We start from the raw sequence: 23,582 nt of genomic DNA, 5'->3' as shown, positions 1-23,582 counted from the left end.
TCCCCAGCAGAATGCTCGGACATTCTGCTGGAGATGGCCGGTGAAAGCCCTCGACGACCTGACCTTCGACAATCGTTTCGCACGCCTGGGCGACGCGTTTTCAACCCACGTTCTGCCCGAACCTCTCGACGAGCCGCGCCTGGTAGTGGCCAGTCCTGGGGCCATGGCCTTGCTCGATCTCGACCCATCGGTGGCCGACACGCCGCTGTTCGCCGAGCTGTTTGGCGGCCATAAACTGTGGGCCGAAGCAGAGCCGCGGGCGATGGTGTATTCCGGCCATCAGTTCGGCGGCTACAGCCCACAACTGGGCGATGGCCGCGGCTTGCTGCTGGGCGAGGCATACAACGCCGCCGGCGAGCACTGGGACCTGCACCTCAAAGGTGCAGGAATGACACCTTACTCACGCATGGGCGATGGCCGCGCGGTATTGCGCTCGTCGATCCGTGAGTTTCTGGCATCCGAGGCGCTGCACGCGCTGGGCATCCCCAGCAGCCGCGCGCTGTGCGTGATCGGCTCCGACACACCGGTATGGCGCGAGAAACAGGAACGCGGCGCCATGCTGCTGCGCCTGGCGCCGAGCCATATCCGCTTCGGGCATTTCGAATATTTCTATTACACCCAAAAGTCCGAGCAGTTGGCGCAACTGGCCGAGCACGTACTCAACCTGCACTACCCCGAATGCCGCGAACAGCCGGAACCGTACCTGGCGATGTTCCGCGAAATCGTCGAGCGCAACGCCGAACTGATCGCTAAATGGCAGGCCTATGGCTTCTGCCACGGGGTGATGAACACTGACAATATGTCGATCCTGGGCATTACCTTCGACTTCGGGCCGTTTGCGTTTCTGGATGATTTCGACGCGCACTTCATCTGCAACCACTCCGACCATGAAGGGCGCTATTCCTTCAGCAACCAGGTGCCGATTGGCCAGTGGAACCTCAGCGCGCTGGCCCAGGCGCTCACGCCGTTTATCAGCGTCGATGCCTTGAAGGAAACGCTGGGTTTATTCCTGCCGCTGTACCAAGCCCATTACCTGGACTTGATGCGCCGCCGCCTGGGCCTTACCACGGCCGAAGAGGCTGACCAGAAACTGGTGGAACGCCTGCTGCAACTGATGCAGAACAGTGGCGTGGACTACACCTTGTTCTTCCGCCGCCTGGGGGATGAACCGGCCGCGCTGGCCGTGAGCCGCTTGCGTGATGACTTTGTCGACCTGGCCGGGTTCGATGCCTGGGCCAAGCTGTACACAGCGCGGATCACACGGGACGGCGACTACACCGAAGAACAACGCCGCGAACGCATGCACGCGGTCAACCCGCTGTACATCCTGCGTAACTACCTCGCACAAAACGCCATTACCGCCGCCGAGTCAGGCGATTACAGCGAAGTGCGGCGGCTACATGAGGTGCTGAGCCAGCCGTTCGAGGAACAGCCCGGCATGGAACAGTACGCGCAGCGGCCGCCGGATTGGGGCAAACACCTGGAAATCAGTTGCTCGTCGTGAAATCGAGAGGTCGACCCCAGCTGGCTACCTTGATAAACACCGGCGGCGGCGCCAAATAGAATCCATTGGCCATCCCCAGGAGCCCATCATGTCCGAACCTCTTGTCATCCCTTGCCCCCATTGCAACGGCCTCAACCGCATCCCCGGCGAACGCCTGGGTGATGCGCCCAAATGCGGGCGTTGCAAGCAACCCGTATTGCTGAACAAGCCGTTTGAGTTGAAACAAGGCGACTACGCCAGCCAGATCAAGGGCGATCTGCCGCTGTTGGTGGACGTGTGGGCCGACTGGTGCGGGCCGTGCAAGTCGTTTGCGCCGGTGTTTGAACAAGCAGCCGGTCAGCTGGAAGGCAAGTGCCGCCTGGCCAAGCTCGACAGCGAGGCCAACCAGCAGTTGTCGGCGCAATTGGGGATTCGCTCGATCCCCAGCTTGATCCTGTTCAAGAACGGCCGCGAAGTGGCGCGCCAGAGCGGCGCGTTTCCGCTGCCGCAATTGATGAGCTGGTTGCGTAGCCAGGGGATATAACCGCACCGAGACAATGCTGGACACTGTGGGTGGGGGGCAACCCCCTCCCACCTTGGATCTGTGTGGCGCTTGAAGGTCAGGCGTTTTCCAGCAGGTTATGCAGTTCCACAAATTGCTGAGTCAGCTTATGCCGTGGGTCCAGGTGGATCAGCGGGCGACTTTCCTGGTGCGACTCGCGCATGCGCACCGAACTGGCCAGGTACACCGGCAGCACCGGCAGGCCTTCGGCGATCAACTCGTCGAGCATCTGTTGCGGCAAGCTGGCGCGGGCCTGGAATTGGTTGACCACAATGCCTTCTACTTCCAGCCCTTCGTTATGGTCTTCTTTCAGCTCTTCGATTTCCGCCAACAGACCATACAGCGCCTGGCGCGAGAAACTGTCGCAATCGAAGGGGATCAATACGCGATCAGCGGCAATCAGCGCCGAAACCGCATAAAAATTCAAGGCTGGCGGGGTATCGAGGTAAATGCGGTCGTAATCGCCGTCCAGCTCGTCCAGCAGTTTTCGCAATTTATTGATCTTGTGCTTGGCTTCGAGCTTGGGCTGCAGGTCCGCCAACTCGGCGGTGGCGGTGATCACATGCAGGTTATCGAAGGGCGTTTCGTAGATATCCACCTTGTTCTTCTTGGAAAACGGTCCGGAAGACAGGGTTTGCTTGAAAAAATCGGCGATCCCCATGGGGATATCGTCCCCAGTCAGGCCGGTCAGGTACTGGGTAGAGTTGGCTTGTGCATCCAGGTCAACCAACAGGGTTCGATAGCCTTCGCTGGCGCTGACCGCCGCCAGGTTGCAGGCGATGCTGGATTTGCCCACGCCGCCTTTCTGATTGAACACCACACGCCGCATGGAAAAACCTCCGTGTATCAATGAATGTCCGAGTGTAGAGGGCAAAAGCGCCTGTTAGCTACCTCGTTCATCCATGCACTGCTGCATCGACCGAAAGCCGTAGTACGTCACACACGAAGGTTTAGGAAGGGTCCGACAGCCCAACTAGCGCCTGGGTAACGGACAATCTGCAAATCTTTCCCACGATTTTGTAATCGGCCTTGAACAATTTTTTACCAATGTTTGCTAGAACCCCACGGCACCCGGATAATGCGCGCCATTCGGCGCTTGCTGCCTGTCCCGGTATTCGGGGCCAAATGCCGCACATGGAAGCCCGCAGGGGCGGGATAACTTCTCAGTGATCAATTTCAACATCGCCCAATGGCGCGCCTGGGCCCCTGGCCTGGAGAGTGCGGACGACTGGCACGCGTGGTGCCAGGCCCCGGTGTTGCTGCCTGAAAGCGAAGCTGCTCCCGATGTGTCATTTCTGCCGGCAATACAACGTCGGCGCTTGAGCCGTCTGGCGCGCATGGCGTTCAGTGTGGGCTGGCCGCTGGCCGAGGGCCTTCAAGACCTGCCGCTGGTGTTCATTTCGCGCCACGGCGAAACCCCGCGCACCCTCGATATCCTCAGCGACCTGGCCCACGAACAACCGCTGTCGCCGACCCAGTTCAGCCTATCGGTGCACAACGCCGTGATCGGCCTGTGGTCGATCCTGCGCAATGAAACCAGCGAAATGACCGCCCTCGCTGCCGCCGGCGACGGCCTGGAACACGGTCTGCTCGAAGCCGCCGCGCTGCTCCAGGAAGGCGCGCCGGCGGTGCTGCTGGTGATCACCGAAGAACAACCGCCCGCCGCCTATACCAGTTGGATCCATGACGTGCCGTTTCCGTATGCACTCGGCCTGTTGCTCACCCCAGGCGACGAGTGGCAACTGGAACTCACCACCGGCACTGTCCAAGCCACTCAAACCCAGTGGCCCCACGCCCTGAACCTGCTGCGCGCCCTGCTCACCGACCAGGGTGCCTGCCAACATGCCTGGAAGAACCGCGTATGGAATTGGCAACGCAAGCCATGACCAACAAGCCCCGGGACGCCTACTACTGGCGCCTGTTCGCCACCGCTGCCAGCTTCGTGCTGTTCGGTTTCGGTGGGTTGTGCTTGCGCCTGCTGGTGTTCCCCCTGCTCAGTTGCCTGCCAGGCAGTGCGGCCCGGCATCGAGGGCGCGCGCGGCACACCATCAGTTGGTTGTTCTGGTTCTTTATTCGCCTGATGCAACGCGCGGGCGTGCTGACTTATAGCGTCGAAGGCGCGGAAAAACTCGGCCGTCCCGGCCAGATGATTATTGCCAACCACCCGTCGCTGATCGATGTGGTGTTTCTGATCGGTCTGGTGCGCCAGGCCAATTGCGTGGTCAAGCAGAGCCTGTGGCAGAACCCCTTCACCCGCGGGCCGGTGCGCGACGCCGGCTATATCAGCAACGACGGCAGCGCCGAAATGCTCGATGCCGCCGCCGCTGCCCTGCAAAGCGGGCAAACCCTGATCATCTTTCCCGAAGGCACCCGCACCACTCCCGGTGCCGCGCCGGCCTTTCATCGCGGGGGCGCCGCCATTGCATTGCGAGGTGCGACAATCATCACCCCCGTTGTGATCAAGGTCAGCCCCACCACCCTGACCAAGGCCGAACCCTGGTATCGCATTCCTAAACGCCGCGTGCACTTCAGTTTGCGGGTTGGCGCCGATATAGAACCACAGGCGTTCGCTGCACTGGGCCCCGCGCCCCAGGCTTCACGCAAGCTCAACGATTACCTGCACCACTATTTCATTAAGGAGCTCGCCGAAGATGAGCGACAAACAACGCCTTGAGCACGACATAAAGACGCTGATCATCGAGGCCCTGGGCCTGGAAGACATCGGCGCGGACGATATCCCCAGCGACCAGATCCTGTTCGGCGAAGGCTTGGGCCTGGATTCGGTGGACGCCCTGGAACTGGGCCTGGCCATCCAGAAAAAGTACGGCATCAAGATCGACGCCGACGCCAAGGACACTCGCAACCACTTCACCAACGTGGCCAGCCTTGCGGCGTTCGTCACGGCCCGCCAGGCAGCTTGAGACCGGACCATGCAAACTCGTGACGATATTTTCAACACCCTGCGCGATGCCTTGGTGGAACTGTTCGAATTGGAACCTGAACGCGTGACCCTCGACGCCAACCTGTACCAGGACCTGGAAATCGACAGCATCGATGCGGTGGACCTGATCGACCATATCAAGCGCCAGACCGGCAAGAAGATTGCTGCCGAGGAATTCAAGGCCGTGCGCACCGTGAACGATGTGGTTGAGGCGGTGTACCGTCTGGTCCAACCAGCCGCATGAGCCGGCTGATCGGCCTTGGCCTGTTGCTGGCGGGGCTGCTGTACCCCTTCGCGGTGTATTACGGCACCGAGCATTTTGCGCCGTGGCAATTCGGCCTGCTGCTGGGCAGCCTATGGCTGTTGCGGGCGCTCACCGCTGCGCGGCGCCCTGGCAGCCGTTGGATGGCGGTGGCGGTGATCGTGTTCTGCCTGTTGCTGGCCTGGTTCGACAACCCGCAGCTGCTGCGCTGGTACCCGAGCCTGGTCAGCGCGTTCATGCTCACGCTGTTCGGCTTGAGCCTGAAATACGGCCCACCGATTGTTGAGCGCCTGGCGCGGATGACGGAACCGCAACTGCCCCCCGAGGCAATTGTGTACACGCGCCAGGTCACGGTGGTCTGGAGTGTTTTCTTCTTAGCTAACGGCCTGCTCGCGGCCGCCCTCACCTTGTGGGCACCGCTGAGCTGGTGGACGTTGTACAACGGCCTGATCGCCTACGGGCTGATGGGGCTGCTGTTTGCCGTGGAATGGCTGGTACGACAAAGGGTGCGGGGCCGCGTATGAATTGGTTGAACCTTGAGCATCTGTTGCTTGAGCCGGTGGCGCAGCGTTCGGTGTGCGCAGGCCTGAATCACGCCCAACTGTGGGACCAGGCCTTGCGCCTGGGCGCCGGGCTGCAACGCCGTGGCATCCAGCGCGTGGCCGTGCACCTGGAAGATGCCGGCCTGCTGGCAATCGCCTTGCTGGGCGCCTGGCGTGCCGGGGCCAGCGTGTTGCTGCCCGCCGACCTGCAACCCCAAACCCGTCAACGCTGGGCCGACACCGTCGACGCCTGGCTGACCGAGGCCGCGGACCTCGACGCCTTGTATCAGGCCGCCCTGAGCCCGTCCGCTCTGGACCTGGACACCTGCCAATTGAGCCTGTGCACCTCCGGCTCCAGCGGCGAACCCAAGCGCATCGACAAGACCCTGCGCCAGTTAGCCAACGAAGTGCAGGCCCTGGAAACCTTGTGGGGCGCCGACCTCGACGGTGCCTGCATCATCGGCAGCGTCGCCACGCAGCATATCTACGGCTTGCTGTTCCGCGTGTTGTGGCCGCTGTGCGCCGGTCGCACATTTGTACGTCAACAACTGGCCTTCCCCGAAGATTTGCAGCGCGCCAGCCGCGAACACGCCCGGTTCGCCTGGGTGGCCAGCCCGGCGCTGCTCAAGCGCATGGGCGACAACCTCGATTGGCCGGCATTGAGCCAAGTGGCGCGGGTGTTCTCATCCGGCGGTGCGCTGCCGGTGGAAGCCGCCAGCAGTCTGTATGAACGCCTGCAACAATGGCCCACTGAAATCCTCGGCAGTTCGGAAACCGGCGGCATCGCCTGGCGCCAGGGCAATCAACCTTGGCAGCCGTTTGCCGATGTGCACCTGAGCCAGGATGCCGACGGCGCCCTGCGCATCGCGTCGCCGTACCTGCCCCCTGGGCATATCGAGCAGACCGCCGACGCCGCACGCCTGCATGCCGATGGCCGCTTCGAGCTGCTGGGACGTCTGGACCGCATCGTCAAGCTGGAAGAAAAACGTATCTCCCTGCCCATGCTCGAACAGGCCTTGATGACCCATCCATGGGTCGCCGAAACGCGATTGGGCGTGGTTCAGGAAAGCCGCGCGTCCCTCGGCGCGCTGGTGGTGCTGAGCGCCGCCGGCCTGCATGCATTGCGCAATCAGGGCCGGCGCAGCGTTACCCAGACCCTGCGCCAGCACTTGAGCCAACATTGCGAAGCCCTGGCCCTGCCACGCCGCTGGCGCCTGCTGAGTCAATTGCCACTCAACGCCCAAGGCAAACTGCCCCAGGCCGACGTGGCGGCGCTGCTCATGGCGCCACGGCCCAAGGCGCCGCAGGTGTTGGAACAGGTTGAAGCTAACGGCGAGTGGACACTGCAACTGAGCGTGCCGCCGGACCTAGCCTATTTCAGCGGGCATTTCCCGGTCACTCCGGTATTGCCGGGAGTGGTGCAGGTGGAGTGGGCATTCAACCTCGGCCAACAACTGCTGGATTTGCCGACGACCTTTGCCGGCATGGAAGTGCTCAAGTTCCAGCAACTGATACGCCCGGGCGACCGGATCGAACTGCACCTGCGCTTCGACGCAGAGCGCGGCAAGCTGTATTTCGCCTACCGCAACGGCATCGCGGCCTGTTCCAGCGGCCGCATCCAACTGGAAGCCGCCCATGCATAAGCCCTGCGCCCTGATCCCGGTCTATAACCACGAAGCCGCCGTGCCCGCCGTGGTCCATAGCCTGTTGAAAAGCGGCCTGCCGTGCCTGTTGGTGGACGATGGCAGCAGCCCGGCCTGCGCAGCGGTGCTGGCGCAGTTGGCCACTCTGGACAACGTCAGCCTGGTCACCCTGCCCCACAACCAGGGCAAGGGCGGTGCGGTGATGGCCGGTTTTCGTGAGGCCGCACGCCAGGGCTTTACCCATGCCTTGCAGGTCGATGCCGACGGCCAGCACGACCTGCGCGAAGTCGAGACCTTTATCGACGCCTCCCGCCGCCAGCCCGACGCGCTGATCTGCGGCTACCCCGAATACGACGACAGCGTGCCCAAAGGCCGCCTGTACGCTCGCTACCTGACCCATGTGTGGGTGTGGATCAACACCCTGTCGCTGCAGATCCGCGACTCGATGTGCGGCTTTCGCGTGTACCCGCTGGCCCCGGTGTTGGCACTGATGGACTCGGCCTACATCGGCACGCGCATGGACTTCGACTCGGACATCCTGGTACGCCTGGCCTGGCGCAACCAACCAATGCGCTGGCTGCCCACCCAAGTCCACTACCCGGCCGATGGACTGTCGCACTTCCGGCTGTTCCACGACAACGTGCGCATCAGCGCCATGCACACGCGTTTGTTCTTCGGCATGCTGGTGCGCGCGCCGATGATCCTGTGGCGGCGGTGGCAGGCATGAGCGACAGCACCAAGCACTGGGCCGACCGCGAAGAACGCGGCAGCTACTGGCTGATGAAACTCACCGCGTTCGCCGCCAAAGTGCTGGGCCGGCGCCTGCTGAGCCCGGTGCTGTACGGCATCGTGTTGTACTTCTTCGTGTTCGGCCGCACCGCGCGCCAGAGCGCCTGGCAGTACCAGCAACGCCTGGCCGAGTGGAGCGGGCGCGATGAACTGCGCCCCTCCCATAGAAAAGTCTTCGGCCAGTTCATGGCCTTCGCCGACGCCCTGCTCGACAAGCTCGATGTGTGGAACGGCAAGCTGCGCATCGAACAAATCGACATCGACGACCCGGCCAAGCTACGCGGGCAATTGCGCGGCGAGCGCGGGCAGATGCTGGTGGGGGCGCACCTGGGCAATCTGGAAGTGTGCCGCGCCCTGGCGGAAATCGGCGAACAAGTGACCATGAACGTGCTGGTACACACCAAGCACGCCGAACGTTTCAACCGTTTGCTGGGCGAAGCCGGCGCGACCCATTTGCGCCTGATCCAGGTCAGCGAGCTGGACCCGGCCACCATGCTGTTGCTCAGCCAGCGCCTGGACGAAGGCGAATGGCTGGCAATTGCCGGCGACCGCGTGCCGCTGCACGGCGGGCGCACGGTGCGCGTGGATTTCCTCGGGCATGCCGCCGCATTTCCCCAGGGCCCTTGGCTCTTGGCCGGCCTGCTCAACTGCCCGGTGAACCTGCTGATGTGCCTCAAGCACAATGGCCGTTATCGCCTGACCATCGAGCCGTTCGCGCCATCGATCGAATGGAAACGCAGCACTCGCGAGCAGGTCATCGCCCAGTGGACCTCACGCTACGCCGCGCGCCTGGCCGATTTCTGTCTGGAAGCGCCCCAACAATGGTTCAACTTTTACCCTTTCTGGAAGACCGATGACGACGCATCTTGAGCCGGTAACCTTTGGCGAACGCCCCCTGCGCATCGAAGACGTGCTGGCCCTGGCCAACCGTCAGGTGCCTACCCAGTTGCAAGGCGACGCGGCCTATCGCCAGCGCATCGCCAAGGGCGCGCAGTTCCTCGACTCGCTGCTGGACAAGGAAGGCGTGATCTACGGCGTGACCACCGGCTACGGCGACTCTTGCGTGGTGGCGGTACCGTTGCAGCATGTCGAAGCCCTGCCCCGTCACCTGTACACCTTTCACGGCTGTGGCTTGGGCAAATTGCTCGACGCCCAGGCCACCCGTGCGGTGCTGGCCGCGCGCTTGCAGTCGCTGTGCCACGGCGTGTCCGGGGTGCGCGTTGAACTGCTGGAGCGCCTGCAAGCGTTTCTGGAACACGACGTACTGCCGCTGATCCCGGAAGAAGGCTCGGTGGGCGCCAGCGGCGACCTGACGCCGCTGTCCTATGTGGCGGCGACGCTGTCCGGCGAGCGTGAGGTGCTGTTCCGTGGCGAGCGCCGCGCGGCCGCCGATGTGCATCGCGAACTGGGCTGGCAGCCGCTGGTGCTGCGCCCCAAGGAAGCCCTGGCCTTGATGAACGGCACCGCCGTGATGACCGGCCTGGCGTGCCTGGCGTTTGCCCGCGCCGACTATCTGCTGCAACTGGCCACGCGCATTACCGCGCTGAACGTGGTGGCGCTGCAAGGTAACCCCGAGCACTTTGACGAACGCCTGTTCGCCGCCAAGCCGCACCCGGGTCAGATGCAAGTCGCCGCGTGGTTGCGCCAGGACTTGGCCATCGACGCACCGACCGCGCCGCTGCATCGCCTGCAGGACCGCTACTCGCTGCGCTGCGCGCCCCATGTGCTCGGGGTGCTGGCCGACAGCCTGGGCTGGCTGCGCGGGTTTATCGAGACCGAGCTCAATAGCGCCAACGACAACCCGATCATCGACGCCGAAGAAGAACGCGTGCTGCACGGCGGGCACTTCTACGGCGGGCATATCGCTTTTGCCATGGACAGCCTCAAGACCCTGGTGGCCAACGTCGCCGACCTGCTCGACCGCCAGCTCGCCCTGCTGGTGGATGTGCGCTACAACCACGGCCTGCCGAGCAACCTGTCCGGCGCGCCGGCGGATCGCGCCATGATCAACCACGGCTTCAAGGCGGTGCAGATCGGCACCAGCGCCTGGACCGCCGAAGCGCTGAAAAACACCATGCCGGCCAGCGTGTTTTCACGTTCCACCGAATGCCACAACCAAGACAAAGTCAGCATGGGCACCATCGCCGCCCGCGATGCGATCCGCGTGCTGGAGCTGACCGAGCAGGTTGCCGCCGCCACCCTGCTGGCCGCCAATCAAGGCGTGTGGCTGCGTGCCCAGGCCGACGACGCCCGCCCGCTGCCACCGGCCCTGGCGGCCATGCACGCGGAACTGGCCAAGGACTTCCCGCCGGTGATCGAAGACCGCGCCCTGGAAGGCGAGCTGCGCCTGTGTCTGCAACGCATCGCCGAACAACACTGGAGGCTGCATGCGTAGTCAGGGCGTGTTGCACTGCGACACCGAGATCCTCGTGCCGTTTTTCGATGTCGACACCATGCACGTGGTGTGGCACGGGCACTACGTGAAATACCTGGAAGTGGCACGCTGCGCGTTGCTGGACAAGATCGGCCACAACTACACGCACATGCTCGACTCGGGCTATGCCTGGCCGGTCATCGACATGCAGCTGCGCTATGTGCGCGGGGCGGTGTTCGGCCAGACCCTCAACGTGCGCGCCAGCCTGGTGGAGTGGGAGAACCGCTTGAAGGTCAATTACCTGATCACCGACCGGGCTAGCGGCGAGCGCCTGACCCGCGCCAGCACCGTGCAGGTGGCGGTAGAAATCGCCACTCGCGAGATGCAGCTGGCGTCCCCCAAAGTCTTCACCGACGCCGTCGACAGGGCCTTGTCATGAAACTGATCACCTTCCTTGGCGCGTTGCTGCTGTCGCTTCAAGCCCACGCCTTCGACCTGCAACAACTCAGCGATCAGTTGGCCAAGCCCTCGGTGGTCCAAGGCAGCTTTATCCAGGAAAAACACCTGCGCGCCCTGCCGCAGCCATTGGTCAGCAAAGGCACCTTCGTCCTGGCCAAGGACCACGGCCTGCTGTGGCTGCTCAAGACGCCGCTGCAACAGGATTACCGCATCAGCGCCCAAGGCATCGCCCGCCGTGATGCCAATGGCTGGCAGCTGCTGCCGAACAAGAGCGCCGGCGCCGAGCAGAATCGCTTGTTCCTCGCCGTGCTACAGGGCGACAGCAGCGGCCTGCAACGGGACTTCGAGCTGCAACTGCAAGGCGAGGCCACGCAGTGGAAGCTCACGCTGATCCCGCGCTCGCTGCTGCTCAAGCAAGTGTTCACCCGGATCAACATCGAGGGTGGTCCGCTGGTGCAAACCATCGAACTGCTGGAAACCCAGGGCGACAGCACCGTATTGCGTATGCAGGACAGCACCGCCGATCAACCTTTGAGCGATGCGGAGCAACACGATTTTGCCCAGTGAGCGCCAGTTGCCGCGCCTGTTCCTGATCCTGCTGGTGGCCGTACTGGCCCTGGCCGGCTGGCAGTGGCGTCATGGCGCGCCGCTGTCGGCCAACCTGATGGAGCTGGTGCCCGGCAGCACGCCGGATGCCCTGGAACTGCAAGCCGAGCAGCGCATGCAGGAGCCGCTGAACCGCGAGATGCTAGTGCTGGTGGGCCACACCGACCGCCCGCAGGCGGTGGCCGTGGCCCGGCAATTGGGCGAGCGCTGGCAGGCCAGCGGCCTGTTTGAAACAGTGCAGTGGAACCTGCAAGCCGACCTGCCGGCGCTGCGCGAGCAACTGCTGCGCGGGCGCCTGGCGATGCTGTCGGGCAAAGACCGCGAACAGTTGATCGAACACCCCGACGCCTTCATTCAGCAGCGGGTGCAGGCGCTGTTCGACCCCTTCACCGGGTTCAGCCTGGTGCCCAGCCAGGAGGATTGGCTGGGCCTGACCGGACGCATACAGAACAGCCAGCCGCAACGTGGCTCGGTGCAACTGGACATCGGCAGCGGCGCGCTGATTGCCGATGCCGACGGCAAGAGCTGGGTGCTGCTGCGCGCGCGCACCACCGGCAACGCCTTCGACATGCACCTGCCACTGCGCGTGGCGGACCTGCTCCAAGCCAGCCGCGCCGAGGCCGGCGAGCATGGCGCGCAATTGCTCGCCGCCAGCGGCCTGTTGTACGCCGCCAACGGTCAGCAACAGGCCACTCGCGAAATCACCTGGGTCGGCGGCGGTGCGACCGTGGGCATCCTGTTGCTGCTGTTGCTGGCGTTCCGGCGTTGGCGCGTGCTGCTGGCATTCGTGCCGGTACTGGTGGGGATGTTGTTCGGCGCGGTGGCGTGTGTGGCGCTGTTCGACCATATGCATGTGATGACGTTGGTGCTGGGTTCCAGCCTGATCGGCGTGGCCGTGGATTACCCGCTGCACTACCTGTCCAAAAGCTGGAGCCTGCAACCGTGGCGCAGTTGGCCGGCGCTGCGCCTGACGCTGCCGGGGCTGAGCCTGAGCCTGGCGACCAGTTGCATCGGCTACCTGGCGCTGGCCTGGACACCGTTCCCGGCACTGACCCAGATCGCCGTGTTCTCCGCCGCCGGGCTGGTGGGTGCCTACCTGTCGGCGGTGTGCCTGTTGCCGGCGCTGCTCAACGGCGTCGAACTGCGCCCGGCGCAATGGCCGCTGCGCATCGCCGAACGCCTGTGGCAACTGCGCGTTGCCTTGCTCAAGCGTGTCCCGAGTGCCGTATTGCTGGCACTGGTGCTGCTGTTTTGCGCGGGCGGCCTGTGGCAGCTGAACACCAAGAACGACATTCGCCAATGGATCGGCGCGCCGCCGCAGTTGCTCCAGGAGGCCCAGGCCGTGGCGCGCATCACCGGGTTCCAGCCCACCAGCCAGTTCTTTCTGGTGCGCGCGCCGGATCAACCCCAGTTGCTGGAGCGCCTGGACACGCTGGGCCAGCGCCTGGATCAACTGGTGAACATGAACAAACTGCAAGGCTACCTGGCCCTCAACCAATTGGTCAGTCGCCCCGCCGAGCAACAGCAAGTGCGTGACGCGTTGAACCGCCTGCCGCAGCATTGGCAGCCGCTGCTGGACCTCGGCGTTCCCGCCAGTGCCCTGCACGCCGAAATCGCGCAATTGCAGGCCCTGCCCACCGAAGATATCGATGCCGCCTTAGCGGGCCCGCTGGCCGAACCCTGGCGCACCCTGTGGCTGGGCTCGGTGGACGGCGGTGTGGCGGCGATGGTCAGCCTGCAAGGCTTGAACAACCCGGCGTTGCTGCACGCGCAGGCGGCGGACCTGCCAGGCGTGCAACTGGTGGATCGCCTGGGCGACTTGAATCGGGTGTTCGCCGCCACGCAGATCAGCGCCGCTGAATTGAAACTGCTGTCGTGCGGGTTGATCGTCATCCTGCTGATCGTGCCATTTGGCCTCGGCGGTGCGTTGCGTATCGTCGCGCTGCCATTGCTCGCCGCGCTGTGCAGCCTGGCCAGCCTCGGTTGGCTGGGCCAGCCGTTGACGTTGTTCAGCCTGTTCGGCCTGCTGCTGGTGACGGCGATCAGTGTCGACTACGCGATCCTGATGCGCGAACAGATCGGCGGCGCTGCGGTCAGCCTGTTAGGAACACTGCTGGCGGCGCTGACGACATGGTTGTCGTTCGGCCTGCTGGCAGTGTCGAGTACACCCGCAGTCAGTAATTTCGGTCTATCGGTCAGCCTGGGCCTGGCGTTCAGCTTTATGCTGGCGCCCTGGGCCGGCCAGCAGAAACATGCCTTATGAATGTGATTATCGCCAATGCGGCAAGGAGCCCTCGTGCCCACAGTTGAAATGGAACGCCGCCAGGTCGTGGTGATCGGTGCCGGCCCATCAGGTGCCATCGCCGCCGCGCTGCTCAAGCGCAAAGGGCATGATGTATTGATCATCGAGCGCCAGCATTTTCCACGGTTCTCGATCGGCGAAAGCCTGCTGTCCCACTGCATCGATTTCATCGAAGAAGCCGGCATGCTGGACGCTGTGCAGGCCGCCGGTTTCCAACTGAAAACCGGCGCCGCGTTCGCCTGGGGCGAGCGCTACAGCGCGTTCGATTTCAGTGACACCTTCAGCGACGGCAAGCCCACCACGTTCCAGGTGCAACGCGGCGAGTTCGACAAATTGCTGGCCGACCAGGCCGCGCTGCAAGGCGTGGACATCCGCTACGGCGAAACCATCGTCGGCGTGGATTTCAAAGGCGAATGCCGCTACCTGCATGTGCGCCGCGAGAACGGCAGCGAGTATCACCTCAAGGCCAAGTTCGTGCTCGATGCCAGCGGCTACGGCCGCGTGCTGCCACGCCTGCTGGACCTGGAAGCGCCGTCGAATTTCCCGGTGCGCCAAGCGGTGTTTACCCACATCGAGGATCGCATCGAACATCCAGGCTTCGACCGCACCAAAATCCTCGTCACCACCCATCCCACCCAGCGCGATATCTGGTTCTGGACCATTCCCTTCAGCAACGGCCGTTGCTCGGTGGGCGTGGTCGCGGCCAAGGAACATTTCGACGGCCGTGGCGATGACCTCGACGCCTGCCTGCGCGGCTTTATCGCCGAAACCCCAAGCCTGGCCGGCGTGCTGCAAAACGCCGTGTGGGACACGCCGGCGCGCACCATCGGCGGCTATTCGGCGAACGTCACGACCTTGCACGGCCCAGGCTTCGCGCTCTTGGGCAATGCGGCGGAATTCCTCGACCCGGTGTTCTCCTCCGGCGTGACCATCGCCATGCGCTCGGCCAGCATGGCCGCCGGCGTGCTACACCGCCAGTTGAGCGGCGAGGCAGTGGATTGGCAGACCGAATTCGCCGCGCCCCTCAAGCGCGGTGTCGACACCTTCCGCTGCTACGTCGAAGGCTGGTACGCCGGGACGTTCCAGGACGTTATTTTCCATCCGGGCAGTGCCCCGGAGATTCGCCGTATGATCAGCTCGATCCTCGCCGGCTATGCGTGGGACGAGCGCAACCCGTTCGTCAGCGAGCCCAAGCGACGTTTGCGGATGTTGTCGGAAATCTGTGCGAGTGAGCCGGTATGAGCACGCAATACCTGAGCAAAAACTACGTTGAGGAAACCCGCTTCGGCCTGTGGTTCCTGCGCAGCCACACCTGGCAGCACCACGTGCTGCGCGTGGCGATCAACGACCTGCGCGGCCTGTTCAGCGAGCCGCCGCCCCAGGCGCCGGTACTGCTGGACGCCGGTTGCGGCCAGGGCAAGTCGTTCACCCTGCTACAACAAGCATTCGCGCCGGCACGCCTGATCGGCCTGGATGCCGACCCTCACAGTTTGCAGATGAGCCAGGCCGAGGCCGAGCGCCAGGGTTTGAGCGTCGAGCTGATCGGCAGCGATTGCGCCACCCTCGATGTGGCGGACAACAGCGTCGACCTACTGTTCTGCCACCAGACCTTCCACCATCTGGTGGAACAGCAGCGTGCGCTGCAAGAGTTCTATCGCGTGCTCAAACCCGGCGGCTACCTGCTGTTTGCCGAGTCCACCGAAGCCTATATCGACACCTGGGTGATCCGCTGGCTGTTCCGCCACCCCATGCACGTGCAGAAAAGCGCCGAAGGGTATCTGGCGATGCTGCGCGAGCAAGGCTTTGAGTTCGGCCCGCAGAATGTCTCGTACCCGTACCTGTGGTGGAGCCGTTCGAAGGATTTCGGCCTGCTCGAACGCCTGCGCCTGCGCCGACCGAAACCGGTGGGCCAGCGCGAAGAAACCCTGGTCAACTGCGTGGCACGCAAACCCTTGGCGAGCGTCGTACCATGATTCGCGCACTGTTGATCGGCTGCCTGTTGCTGCTCAGCGCCTGCGCCAGCCAGCCACCGCTGCCCGCCACCACCCCGAGCTTGCCGCTGCCGCTGCAACTGCATGTGCAGCGCCTGGCGGATGGCCAGAGCCAGGATTGGCTGCTGGTGGTGCAACGCGAAGGCGGCGCGATTCGCTGGTCGATGATGGATCCGCTGGGCATCCCCCAAGCCCGGCAGAAACTGGTCGATGGCCAGTGGCAGGCCGATGGCTTGCTGCCGCCCAACCCCCAGGCCCGCGAGTTGTTCGCCGCGCTGTTGTTTGCCCTGACGTCGGCCGATGACGTGCGCGCGCTGTACCCCAGCGCCCAGGCACGCGACCTGACCCGCACCCTGCCGGGTCATTGGCAAATCATCTACCAGTCTTCAGAGGTGTTCAGCGTGAACATCGTCGGACAGCCCTTGAGCTACCGCATCACGCCGCTGGGTACCGCACGATGAGCGCGTACTTGAACGCCCTCGGCGTGATCTGCGCCCTTGGCCGTGGCCAGGCTGAGGTCAGCCGCCGCCTGTTCGCCGGTGACTGCTCGGGCATGCGCGCCGAAAGCGGCTGGGTGCCCGAACGCGTGTTGCCAGTGGGCGGCGTGCAGGGCGAGCTGGCGAGTATCCCGCCTGAGCTGGGCCAGCAAAGCAGTCGCAACAATCAACTGTTGCTGGAAGCGGCGCTGCAAATCGAAGAAGAGATCCGCCAGGCGATCCACACCTACGGCGCATCGCGAGTAGGCGTGGTGCTCGGCACCAGCACTTCGGGCATCGACGAAGCCAGTCGCGGCATTGCCGAGTACCTGCGCGACAACCGCTTCCCCGGCACCTATGACTATCAGCAACAGGAACTCAGCGCCCCGGCCAATTTCCTTGCCGACTGGTTGCAACTGAGCGGCCCGGCCTATGTGATTTCCACCGCCTGCACCTCCAGCGCCCGTGCGCTGATGAGTGCCCGACGCCTGCTGGACCTGGACCTGTGCGATGCGGTGATCTGCGGCGGCGTGGACAGCCTGTGCAAGCTGACCCTCAACGGCTTCAGCGCGCTGGAGGCGGTATCCGACACGCGCTGCAACCCGTTTTCGCGCAACCGCGACGGCATCAATATCGGCGAAGCGGCGGTGTTGTTTCTGATGAGCAGGCAACCGGCGCCCATCGCCCTGTTGGGCAGCGGCGCCAGTTGCGATGCGCACCATATCTCCGCGCCGGAGCCGAGCGGCAAAGGCGCGCTCCAGGCGATGCGCAAGGCACTGGCCTACGCGAAACTGGCGCCGGAGCAGATCGGCTATCTGAACCTGCACGGCACGGCTACCCAACATAACGACGCCATGGAAAGCCTGGCGGTCGCCAGCCTGTTCCCCGACGGCGTAAGCTGCTCATCGACCAAACCCATGAGCGGCCATACCCTGGGTGCCGCTGGGGCGCTGGAAGCGGCGTTCTGCTGGCTGAGCCTGCGCCACGGCCAGGTGCCGCCCCATGTGTGGGACGGCGAGGCCGACCCTGCGCTCCCCGCCTTGCAGTGGGCACTGGTCGGCGAACCCTTGAAAAACACGCGCCTGATGAGCAACTCGTTTGCCTTCGGCGGTAACAACGTCAGCCTGATTATCGGAGAGGCCCCATGATCGATTGGCCACTCGCCGAACTGATCCCCCACGCGGGCGACATGATCCTGATCGACCAGGTGCTGTCGTTCGACGAAGAACAAATTCACACCCGCGCCACCGTCAAGCCCGGCGGCCTGTTCAACCGCCCTGACGGCAGCCTGCCGGCCTGGGTCGGTATCGAGCTGATGGCGCAGAGCGTGGCCGCCTATGCCGGCTGCCATGCCCGCCGCAAAGGCGAGCCAGTGGCGTTGGGCTTCCTGCTGGGCACGCGTAAGTTCGAGTGCAACGTCGAACACTTTCCGGCCGGTGCCGAGCTGAGCATCCACGGCCTGCGCTCCCTGGAAGACGACAATGGCATGGGTGTGTTCGAATGCCACCTGCGCGGCGACGGGTTCCACGCCAGCGCGCGCTTGAACGTATTTCGACCGCCCCAGGCGGCCGCCTATTTAGATGAATCGAAGGACGAAACGCCATGACTGAATCCGTACTGGTCACCGGCTCCAGCCGTGGCATCGGCCGCGCCATTGCCCTGCGCCTGGCCCAGGCGGGCCACGACATTGTGCTGCACTGCCGCAGCGGCCGCGCCGAGGCAGATGCGGTGCAGGTGGAGATCCAGGCCCTGGGCCGTCAGGCGCGGGTGCTGCAATTCGACGTGGCGGATCGCGCCAGCTGCAAGCACATCCTTGAAGCCGATGTGGAGCAACACGGCGCCTATTACGGCGTGGTGCTCAACGCCGGCCTGACCCGCGACGGCGCGTTCCCGGCCTTGTCGGAGGACGATTGGGATGTGGTGATGCGCACCAATCTGGACGGTTTCTACAATGTGCTGCACCCGGTGATGATGCCGATGATCCGTCGTCGCGCGGCCGGGCGCATCGTGTGCATTACCTCGGTATCGGGGCTGATCGGCAACCGCGGGCAGGTCAACTACAGCGCTTCGAAAGCCGGCCTGATCGGCGCGGCCAAGGCCCTGGCCATCGAGCTGGGCAAGCGCAAGATCACGGTCAACTGCGTCGCGCCGGGGTTGATCGACACGGCCATGCTGGACGAAAACGTACCCGTCGAGGAACTGATGAAAATGATCCCGGCACAGCGCATGGGCACCCCGGAAGAAGTCGCCGGGGCGGTGAACTTCCTGATGTCCGCCGAGGCCGGTTACATCACCCGCCAGGTGCTGGCGGTGAATGGGGGCCTGTGCTGATGAAGCGTGTCGTCGTCACCGGCATGGCCGGCGTGACCTCCCTGGGCAGCGACTGGCCGACCATCTCGGCCAACTTCCGCGCCAACCGCAGCGGTATCCGGCGCATGGACGAATGGGACCGTTTCACCGAACTGAACACGCGTCTGGCCGGGCCCATCGACGATTTCGTGGTGCCCTCACACTGGACGCGCAAGCAACTGCGCAGCATGGGCCGCGTCTCGCGCCTGGCGGTGTGGGCTGCGGAGCAGGCGTTGCAGGATGCCGGTTTGCTCGGGGATGAGTCGATCAAGGACGGGCGCATGGGCGTGGCCTGTGGTTCGTCCACCGGCAGCACCGATGAGATCAAAGCCTTTGGCAATATGCTGCTCAACTCGGTGGCTGAGGGGCTGAACGCCAACTCCTATGTGCGCATGATGCCGCACACCACCGCGGCCAATATCAGCATCTTTTTTGGTCTGACCGGGCGCTTGATTCCCACTTCGAGCGCCTGCACCAGTGGCAGCCAGGGCATCGGCTACGCGTACGAGGCCATCAAGTTCGGGCGCCTGCCGTTGATGCTCGCCGGCGGCGCCGAAGAACTGTGCCCCACCGAAGCCATGGTGTTTGACGCGCTCTACGCCACCAGCCTGAAAAACGACGCACCGCAAACCAGCCCACGCCCCTATGACAGCGGCCGCGACGGCCTGGTGATCGGTGAAGGCGGCGGCATGCTGGTGCTGGAAGAACTGGAACATGCGCTGGCACGCGGTGCACATATCCATGCGGAAATCGTCGGTTTCGGCAGCAACGCCGACGGCCAGCACACCACCCGCCCGGAACAGAAAACCATGCGCCGCGCCATGGAACTGGCCCTGGAAGACGCCGGCCTGGCACCGGCCGCGATCGGTTATGTGAACGGCCATGGCACCGCCACCGACCAGGGCGACATCGCCGAGACCCTGGCCACCAGCAGCCTGTTCGGCAGCCGCATGCCTATCAGTTCGCAAAAGAGCTTCCTGGGCCACACCCTCGGCGCGTGCGGCGCGTTGGAGTCGTGGTTCAGCATCGAAATGATGAACCGCGACCAGTACGTGCACACCTTCAACCTCGACACCGTCGACCCGCAGTGCGGCGAGCTGGACTACCTGCAAGGTGGCTTTCGCCAGATGCACCACGACTACGTGATGAATAACAATTTCGCCTTTGGCGGCGTCAATACGTCGCTGATTTTTCGCCGCTGGTCCTGACTGTTCAATCGATTGGAGAATACGGAATGTCTTCCTTGCTACGCGCCACCTTCATCACGTTGGCCCTGCTGAGCGCCGCCGGTTGCACCAGCAAACCGGTGCTCAACCCTCACAGTGAGCTACCGGCCGGAACGCAGGTCAGCGAAGAAAAAATGAAGCAGGTGATCGTCAACGCCTTGCAGAAACGCGAATGGACCGTGCAACGCCTGAGCCCGCAACTGGTGCAGGCCGAAATCACCGTGCGCGGCCAGTACCACGCTGAAATCGACATCCGCTACACCCGCAGCAGCTACGCCATCACCTACCGCGACAGCCGCGACCTGGGCTACAAGGACGGCAAGATCCATCGCAACTACAACCGTTGGGTGAACAACCTGGATAACGACATCAAGGCAGGCTTGCGCAGCAATGGTGTGAGTGGCGAGGCAGGGTCAGCGGCGCAGTTGTTTGAGCAGACCGGCACCTCAAAGCAGAACTGAGGCCAAGCACTACCCCCTTCGATGGTCGGCCCATCTTATGTGGTGATAAGCCGAGCATTTTTGCAGCGGCCCCTTTTTCAACCGATGCCGTTCAACTGGCACATGGGATGGGGGCGGCGGCCCAGCCCAGCGCGGGGCAAGCCCGCTCACCACAACAACCGGACTCACCGTAGGAAGCCTCACCTATGTAGTGAGACAACCTTGTGGTGAGGCAACCTATGTAGTGAGACAACCTCTGTGGTGAGCGAGCTTGCCTCGCGCTGGGGCGCGCAGCGGCCCCTTTTCGGGCGGCTCGACGATTACTGCGTGGCCTTGCGCGTGAGCAATTCCACGAATGCCTTGCCCATTGGCGTTTGTGCGCTCTTGCGTTGCACCAGCCACACTGACGTCACCGCCTCCGGGTCCAGCAAGGTGCGATACACCACGCCATCGATGCGGATGCGCTGATACGACGCCGGCAGTACCGACACGCCTAACCCCGCCGCCACCAACCCGATAATCGTCATGGCCTCACCCGCTTCCTGAGCGAAGCGCGGGCTGAAGCCGGCGTCGCGGGCCAGGTTGAGCAGTTGGGCGTATAAGCCACTACCGTAACTGCGTGGGAAAAACACAAACGGTTCTTCCGCCAATTGCGCCAGGTGCAAACCACGCTCGGAGCCTTGCGCCAGGGGGTGGCCGGCGCTTAACACGGCCACCAGCGGTTCTCGCATCAGCTCGATCACAGCCAACGAATCCGGCAAAGGCAACGGTCGCATCAGCCCGACCTGAATCGACTCATCCACCAGCGACTCGGCCACCTCGGTGCTGCTCATTTCCTGCAGGTTGAGGTGAACCGCCGGGAACGCCTGGCGGAACGCAAAGATGGCTTGGGGAATGCTGGCATTGAACGGCGCCGATGATGTGAAGCCAATCTTCAATTCCCCCAGTTCGCCCAACTGCGCACGCCGCGCCACGTCCGCGGCTTTATCGACTTGGGCCAACACAAGGCGTGCCTCTTGCAGAAACAGGCGCCCGGCCTCGCTCAGCTCGACCCGACGATTGGTACGCTCGAACAACCGCGCCCCCACCTCATGCTCCAATGCCTGAATCTGCTGGCTCAGGGGCGGTTGCGAGATGCCCAGCACCTGCGCGGCGCGGCCGAAGTGCAATTCTTCGGCGACCGCGATGAAGTACCGCAGATGTCGCAATTCCATGCCTACCTCATTAGGTCGTTTAAGCTATCAAACAGGTCGAACAATATATTGGAAAGAATCATTAGCCAGCTATATTCTTTTTTCCATTGCCCGCCTGGCAGGCTTTTGCTCCCCCGAGGTTCCTGTGAAATCTGCTGTTGCGCCACTCGCTCATGATCTTCCACCCACCGCCCTGGATGAGGTGGTGGCTCAACTCAAAGACGAGTACATCGAAAAAGGCACACCGCTGTTCATGCGCACGGTGCTCGCGCTGTTCTCCGGCGGCTTCGCCACGTTTGCCCTGCTGTATTGCGTACAACCGATGATGCCGGCGCTGTCCCATGAATTCTCCATCAATGCGGCGCAGAGCAGCCTGGTGCTCTCGGTTTCCACGGCAATGCTGGCGCTGGGGCTGCTGATCACCGGGCCGATTTCCGACACCCTGGGGCGTAAACCGGTGATGGTGGCCGCGTTGTTCTGTGCCGCGTTTGCCACCATCGCCAGCGGCCTGATGCCGTCCTGGGAAGGCATCCTATTGATGCGCGCGCTGGTGGGGCTGTCGCTCAGTGGCTTGGCGGCCGTGGCCATGACGTATTTGAGCGAAGAGATTCACCCTCAACACATCGGTCTGGCCATGGGTTTGTATATCGGCGGCAACGCGATCGGGGGCATGAGCGGGCGGTTGATCATCGGCGTGTTAATCGATTTCGTCAGTTGGCACACCGCGATGCTGATCATCGGCGCCCTGGCACTGATCGCCGCGACGGTGTTCTGGAAAATCCTGCCCGAATCGCGCAATTTCCGCCCCCGTAGTTTGCGGCCGCGCAGCCTGTTGGAAGGCTTCGTCATGCACTTCAAGGATGCCGGCCTGCCATGGCTGTTCCTTGAAGCCTTTCTGCTGATGGGCGCGTTCGTGACGCTGTTCAACTACATCGGCTATCGCTTGCTGGCCGATCCGTACGACCTGAGCCAGGCCGTGGTGGGTCTGCTGTCGCTGGTGTACCTCTCGGGCATCTACAGCTCGGCGAAGATCGGCTCGCTGGCCGACCGCCTCGGACGCCGGCGCGTGCTGTGGGCCACCATCCTGGTGATGCTCGGCGGCATGGCCATGACCCTGCTATCGCCGTTATGGCTGGTGGTGCCGGGCATGTTGGTGTTCACCTTTGGCTTCTTCGGTGCCCACTCGGTGGCCAGCAGTTGGATCGGCCGCCGGGCCACCAAGGCTAAGGGCCAGGCTTCCTCGCTGTACCTGTTCTGCTACTACGCCGGCTCCAGTATCGCCGGCACGGCAGGCGGGTTCTTCTGGCACTTTGCCGGTTGGAATGGCATCGGCGCGTTTATCCTGACCTTGCTGACCGGGGCGTTGCTGGTGGCGTTGAGGCTGGCCAAGTTACCGCCGCTGGCTTCGGCCTGAGGCACCTTCGGCTGCGTAAACGACATCCGCGCCATTACCCGTTTACCGCGACGCTCATGCATCACCACCGCGCCGATATGCAGCACCAGCATCAGCAATAACGCCACGCACGACAGCACATGCACGAGGGTGTAGAGAGCGATGCGCGCCGCGTCGCTCTCAAAAGGCGCAATGGACATCAGGTTAAAGAGATTGATCGGGCGGTCCATCATCAGCACACCCGTCGCCAACACCACGGCCAGCACCAGGTACATAGCCTTGTGCACCAGCAACGCCAGGTACTCCTGCACCGTGCGTTTGCTTGAAAAATCCAGGCCGTGGCTGAAAGAGCAGAACACCCGCAACACGAAGATCGGGATATAGGCGGTGGTCAACGACACATTGAAGAACGCGACCCACGCCTTGATCGACGCCGGCACACCGAACACGGCGACGAAAAAACCGGATAACAATGCCCACAGAATGATGACGGCCGAAATCCAATGCAGGAGTTTCTGGCCCGTTGAATACGCTGAAGTGTTCATCCTGAT

At 63.5% G+C, this 23,582-nt stretch carries 25 protein-coding genes and 1 pseudogene; 23 read left to right on the top strand and 3 right to left on the bottom strand.

Annotated elements, in window-relative coordinates; translation table 11 throughout:
- The first annotated feature begins 40 nt into the window (after nucleotides 1–40).
- Together selO and trxC are read left to right on the top strand one after the other, a co-directional pair.
- Nucleotides 41–1,504: a protein adenylyltransferase SelO gene (gene selO, locus YA0848_RS09140; protein WP_047881432.1), complete on the top strand. Its 1,464-nt coding sequence runs from the start codon at nucleotides 41–43 to the stop codon at nucleotides 1,502–1,504.
- Nucleotides 1,505–1,592: 88 nt separating this feature from the next.
- Nucleotides 1,593–2,027, top strand: a complete 435-nt coding sequence (gene trxC, locus YA0848_RS09135; RefSeq protein WP_034095537.1) for a thioredoxin TrxC — start codon at nucleotides 1,593–1,595, stop codon at nucleotides 2,025–2,027.
- Between the two features lie 76 nt (nucleotides 2,028–2,103).
- On the opposite strand, the gene YA0848_RS09130 is transcribed toward trxC, so the two are convergent.
- The gene (locus YA0848_RS09130; protein ID WP_034095536.1) at nucleotides 2,104–2,874 is read right to left on the bottom strand and encodes a ParA family protein; all 771 of its coding nucleotides are present in this window, start codon (nucleotides 2,872–2,874) and stop codon (nucleotides 2,104–2,106) included.
- 337 nt (nucleotides 2,875–3,211) lie between these two features.
- Between YA0848_RS09130 and YA0848_RS09125 the strand changes: the two genes are divergently transcribed.
- From YA0848_RS09125 to YA0848_RS09030, 20 genes are read left to right on the top strand one after another with little or no spacing between them, the layout of a single operon-like run.
- Nucleotides 3,212–3,931, top strand: coding sequence for a beta-ketoacyl synthase chain length factor (locus tag YA0848_RS09125; RefSeq protein WP_034136602.1), 720 nt, complete (start codon nucleotides 3,212–3,214; stop codon nucleotides 3,929–3,931).
- The gene (locus tag YA0848_RS09120; protein WP_034136601.1) at nucleotides 3,907–4,719 is read left to right on the top strand and encodes a lysophospholipid acyltransferase family protein; all 813 of its coding nucleotides are present in this window, start codon (nucleotides 3,907–3,909) and stop codon (nucleotides 4,717–4,719) included. The genes YA0848_RS09125 and YA0848_RS09120 overlap by 25 nt, the downstream gene beginning before the upstream one ends.
- Entirely contained in the window at nucleotides 4,697–4,966 is a 270-nt protein-coding gene (locus YA0848_RS09115; protein ID WP_034095533.1) for a phosphopantetheine-binding protein, read from the top strand. The genes YA0848_RS09120 and YA0848_RS09115 overlap by 23 nt, the downstream gene beginning before the upstream one ends.
- Before the next feature lie 9 nt (nucleotides 4,967–4,975).
- The gene (locus YA0848_RS09110; RefSeq protein ID WP_003209389.1) at nucleotides 4,976–5,230 is read left to right on the top strand and encodes an acyl carrier protein; all 255 of its coding nucleotides are present in this window, start codon (nucleotides 4,976–4,978) and stop codon (nucleotides 5,228–5,230) included.
- On the top strand, nucleotides 5,227–5,772 hold the full coding sequence (locus tag YA0848_RS09105) for a membrane protein (protein WP_034111460.1): 546 nt from the start codon (nucleotides 5,227–5,229) through the stop codon (nucleotides 5,770–5,772). The genes YA0848_RS09110 and YA0848_RS09105 overlap by 4 nt, the downstream gene beginning before the upstream one ends.
- Nucleotides 5,769–7,433 carry an acyl-CoA synthetase family protein gene (locus tag YA0848_RS09100; protein ID WP_169902958.1) on the top strand — a complete coding sequence of 555 codons (1,665 nt, stop codon included), beginning with the start codon at nucleotides 5,769–5,771 and terminating at the stop codon, nucleotides 7,431–7,433. Before YA0848_RS09105 ends, YA0848_RS09100 begins: the two co-directional genes overlap by 4 nt.
- Complete coding sequence (locus YA0848_RS09095) at nucleotides 7,426–8,160, top strand: glycosyltransferase family 2 protein (RefSeq protein WP_034095530.1); 735 nt, start codon at nucleotides 7,426–7,428, stop codon at nucleotides 8,158–8,160. Before YA0848_RS09100 ends, YA0848_RS09095 begins: the two co-directional genes overlap by 8 nt.
- A complete protein-coding gene (locus YA0848_RS09090; RefSeq protein WP_034095529.1) occupies nucleotides 8,157–9,092 on the top strand; it encodes an LpxL/LpxP family acyltransferase in 936 nt (311 codons plus the stop codon). Before YA0848_RS09095 ends, YA0848_RS09090 begins: the two co-directional genes overlap by 4 nt.
- Nucleotides 9,076–10,617 carry an HAL/PAL/TAL family ammonia-lyase gene (locus YA0848_RS09085; protein ID WP_047881434.1) on the top strand — a complete coding sequence of 514 codons (1,542 nt, stop codon included), beginning with the start codon at nucleotides 9,076–9,078 and terminating at the stop codon, nucleotides 10,615–10,617. The genes YA0848_RS09090 and YA0848_RS09085 overlap by 17 nt, the downstream gene beginning before the upstream one ends.
- Complete coding sequence (locus YA0848_RS09080) at nucleotides 10,610–11,035, top strand: acyl-CoA thioesterase (protein WP_034095527.1); 426 nt, start codon at nucleotides 10,610–10,612, stop codon at nucleotides 11,033–11,035. Before YA0848_RS09085 ends, YA0848_RS09080 begins: the two co-directional genes overlap by 8 nt.
- Nucleotides 11,032–11,622 (top strand): outer membrane lipoprotein carrier protein LolA, encoded by a 591-nt coding sequence (locus YA0848_RS09075; protein ID WP_169902959.1) that lies wholly within the window; start codon nucleotides 11,032–11,034, stop codon nucleotides 11,620–11,622. Before YA0848_RS09080 ends, YA0848_RS09075 begins: the two co-directional genes overlap by 4 nt.
- Complete coding sequence (locus YA0848_RS09070; protein ID WP_169902961.1) at nucleotides 11,594–13,924, top strand: MMPL family transporter; 2,331 nt, start codon at nucleotides 11,594–11,596, stop codon at nucleotides 13,922–13,924. The genes YA0848_RS09075 and YA0848_RS09070 overlap by 29 nt, the downstream gene beginning before the upstream one ends.
- A 33-nt stretch (nucleotides 13,925–13,957) precedes the next feature.
- Nucleotides 13,958–15,205: an NAD(P)/FAD-dependent oxidoreductase gene (locus YA0848_RS09065; RefSeq protein WP_080758668.1), complete on the top strand. Its 1,248-nt coding sequence runs from the start codon at nucleotides 13,958–13,960 to the stop codon at nucleotides 15,203–15,205.
- Entirely contained in the window at nucleotides 15,202–15,936 is a 735-nt protein-coding gene (locus tag YA0848_RS09060) for a class I SAM-dependent methyltransferase (protein ID WP_047881437.1), read from the top strand. The genes YA0848_RS09065 and YA0848_RS09060 overlap by 4 nt, the downstream gene beginning before the upstream one ends.
- Nucleotides 15,933–16,415 (top strand): hypothetical protein, encoded by a 483-nt coding sequence (locus YA0848_RS09055; protein WP_034095523.1) that lies wholly within the window; start codon nucleotides 15,933–15,935, stop codon nucleotides 16,413–16,415. Before YA0848_RS09060 ends, YA0848_RS09055 begins: the two co-directional genes overlap by 4 nt.
- Nucleotides 16,412–17,578, top strand: coding sequence for a beta-ketoacyl-[acyl-carrier-protein] synthase family protein (locus YA0848_RS09050; RefSeq protein ID WP_169902963.1), 1,167 nt, complete (start codon nucleotides 16,412–16,414; stop codon nucleotides 17,576–17,578). The genes YA0848_RS09055 and YA0848_RS09050 overlap by 4 nt, the downstream gene beginning before the upstream one ends.
- Nucleotides 17,575–18,036: a hotdog family protein gene (locus tag YA0848_RS09045; protein ID WP_034136590.1), complete on the top strand. Its 462-nt coding sequence runs from the start codon at nucleotides 17,575–17,577 to the stop codon at nucleotides 18,034–18,036. Before YA0848_RS09050 ends, YA0848_RS09045 begins: the two co-directional genes overlap by 4 nt.
- Complete coding sequence (gene fabG, locus YA0848_RS09040) at nucleotides 18,033–18,761, top strand: 3-oxoacyl-ACP reductase FabG (RefSeq protein WP_034095520.1); 729 nt, start codon at nucleotides 18,033–18,035, stop codon at nucleotides 18,759–18,761. Before YA0848_RS09045 ends, fabG begins: the two co-directional genes overlap by 4 nt.
- On the top strand, nucleotides 18,761–19,987 hold the full coding sequence (locus tag YA0848_RS09035; RefSeq protein ID WP_034095712.1) for a beta-ketoacyl-ACP synthase: 1,227 nt from the start codon (nucleotides 18,761–18,763) through the stop codon (nucleotides 19,985–19,987). Before fabG ends, YA0848_RS09035 begins: the two co-directional genes overlap by 1 nt.
- Before the next feature lie 26 nt (nucleotides 19,988–20,013).
- A complete protein-coding gene (locus tag YA0848_RS09030) occupies nucleotides 20,014–20,466 on the top strand; it encodes a hypothetical protein (protein ID WP_169902965.1) in 453 nt (150 codons plus the stop codon).
- Between the two features lie 299 nt (nucleotides 20,467–20,765).
- On the opposite strand, the gene YA0848_RS09025 is transcribed toward YA0848_RS09030, so the two are convergent.
- On the bottom strand, nucleotides 20,766–21,659 hold the full coding sequence (locus tag YA0848_RS09025) for a LysR family transcriptional regulator (RefSeq protein WP_034095518.1): 894 nt from the start codon (nucleotides 21,657–21,659) through the stop codon (nucleotides 20,766–20,768).
- 172 nt (nucleotides 21,660–21,831) lie between these two features.
- On the opposite strand from YA0848_RS09025, the gene YA0848_RS09020 reads away from it, so the two are divergent.
- Entirely contained in the window at nucleotides 21,832–23,052 is a 1,221-nt protein-coding gene (locus YA0848_RS09020; protein ID WP_232925083.1) for an MFS transporter, read from the top strand.
- A gap of 35 nt (nucleotides 23,053–23,087) precedes the next feature.
- On the opposite strand, the pseudogene YA0848_RS09015 reads toward YA0848_RS09020, so the two are convergent.
- A pseudogene (locus tag YA0848_RS09015) lies at nucleotides 23,088–23,576 on the bottom strand (cytochrome b/b6 domain-containing protein); the annotation flags it as partial.
- Between the last annotated feature and the right edge of the window lie 6 nt (nucleotides 23,577–23,582).

The organism is Pseudomonas sp. S4_EA_1b (assembly GCF_016307435.1).
In the GTDB taxonomy this organism is placed as follows: domain Bacteria; phylum Pseudomonadota; class Gammaproteobacteria; order Pseudomonadales; family Pseudomonadaceae; genus Aquipseudomonas; species Aquipseudomonas rhodesiae.
Note: the sequence above shows the minus strand (reverse complement) of the source record. Positions and strands in the feature narration are given on the sequence as shown.

Coding starts and splice junctions, on each gene's coding strand:
- trxC (WP_034095537.1), top strand. CDS start 1,593: ATGTCCGAACCTCTTGTCATCCCTTGCCCCCATTGCAACGGCCTCAAC.
- YA0848_RS09130 (WP_034095536.1), bottom strand. CDS start 2,874: ATGCGGCGTGTGGTGTTCAATCAGAAAGGCGGCGTGGGCAAATCCAGC.
- YA0848_RS09120 (WP_034136601.1), top strand. CDS start 3,907: ATGGAATTGGCAACGCAAGCCATGACCAACAAGCCCCGGGACGCCTAC.
- YA0848_RS09115 (WP_034095533.1), top strand. CDS start 4,697: ATGAGCGACAAACAACGCCTTGAGCACGACATAAAGACGCTGATCATC.
- YA0848_RS09110 (WP_003209389.1), top strand. CDS start 4,976: ATGCAAACTCGTGACGATATTTTCAACACCCTGCGCGATGCCTTGGTG.
- YA0848_RS09105 (WP_034111460.1), top strand. CDS start 5,227: ATGAGCCGGCTGATCGGCCTTGGCCTGTTGCTGGCGGGGCTGCTGTAC.
- YA0848_RS09100 (WP_169902958.1), top strand. CDS start 5,769: ATGAATTGGTTGAACCTTGAGCATCTGTTGCTTGAGCCGGTGGCGCAG.
- YA0848_RS09095 (WP_034095530.1), top strand. CDS start 7,426: ATGCATAAGCCCTGCGCCCTGATCCCGGTCTATAACCACGAAGCCGCC.
- YA0848_RS09090 (WP_034095529.1), top strand. CDS start 8,157: ATGAGCGACAGCACCAAGCACTGGGCCGACCGCGAAGAACGCGGCAGC.
- YA0848_RS09085 (WP_047881434.1), top strand. CDS start 9,076: ATGACGACGCATCTTGAGCCGGTAACCTTTGGCGAACGCCCCCTGCGC.
- YA0848_RS09080 (WP_034095527.1), top strand. CDS start 10,610: ATGCGTAGTCAGGGCGTGTTGCACTGCGACACCGAGATCCTCGTGCCG.
- YA0848_RS09075 (WP_169902959.1), top strand. CDS start 11,032: ATGAAACTGATCACCTTCCTTGGCGCGTTGCTGCTGTCGCTTCAAGCC.
- YA0848_RS09070 (WP_169902961.1), top strand. CDS start 11,594: ATGCGGAGCAACACGATTTTGCCCAGTGAGCGCCAGTTGCCGCGCCTG.
- YA0848_RS09060 (WP_047881437.1), top strand. CDS start 15,202: ATGAGCACGCAATACCTGAGCAAAAACTACGTTGAGGAAACCCGCTTC.
- YA0848_RS09055 (WP_034095523.1), top strand. CDS start 15,933: ATGATTCGCGCACTGTTGATCGGCTGCCTGTTGCTGCTCAGCGCCTGC.
- YA0848_RS09050 (WP_169902963.1), top strand. CDS start 16,412: ATGAGCGCGTACTTGAACGCCCTCGGCGTGATCTGCGCCCTTGGCCGT.
- YA0848_RS09045 (WP_034136590.1), top strand. CDS start 17,575: ATGATCGATTGGCCACTCGCCGAACTGATCCCCCACGCGGGCGACATG.
- fabG (WP_034095520.1), top strand. CDS start 18,033: ATGACTGAATCCGTACTGGTCACCGGCTCCAGCCGTGGCATCGGCCGC.
- YA0848_RS09035 (WP_034095712.1), top strand. CDS start 18,761: ATGAAGCGTGTCGTCGTCACCGGCATGGCCGGCGTGACCTCCCTGGGC.
- YA0848_RS09030 (WP_169902965.1), top strand. CDS start 20,014: ATGTCTTCCTTGCTACGCGCCACCTTCATCACGTTGGCCCTGCTGAGC.
- YA0848_RS09025 (WP_034095518.1), bottom strand. CDS start 21,659: ATGGAATTGCGACATCTGCGGTACTTCATCGCGGTCGCCGAAGAATTG.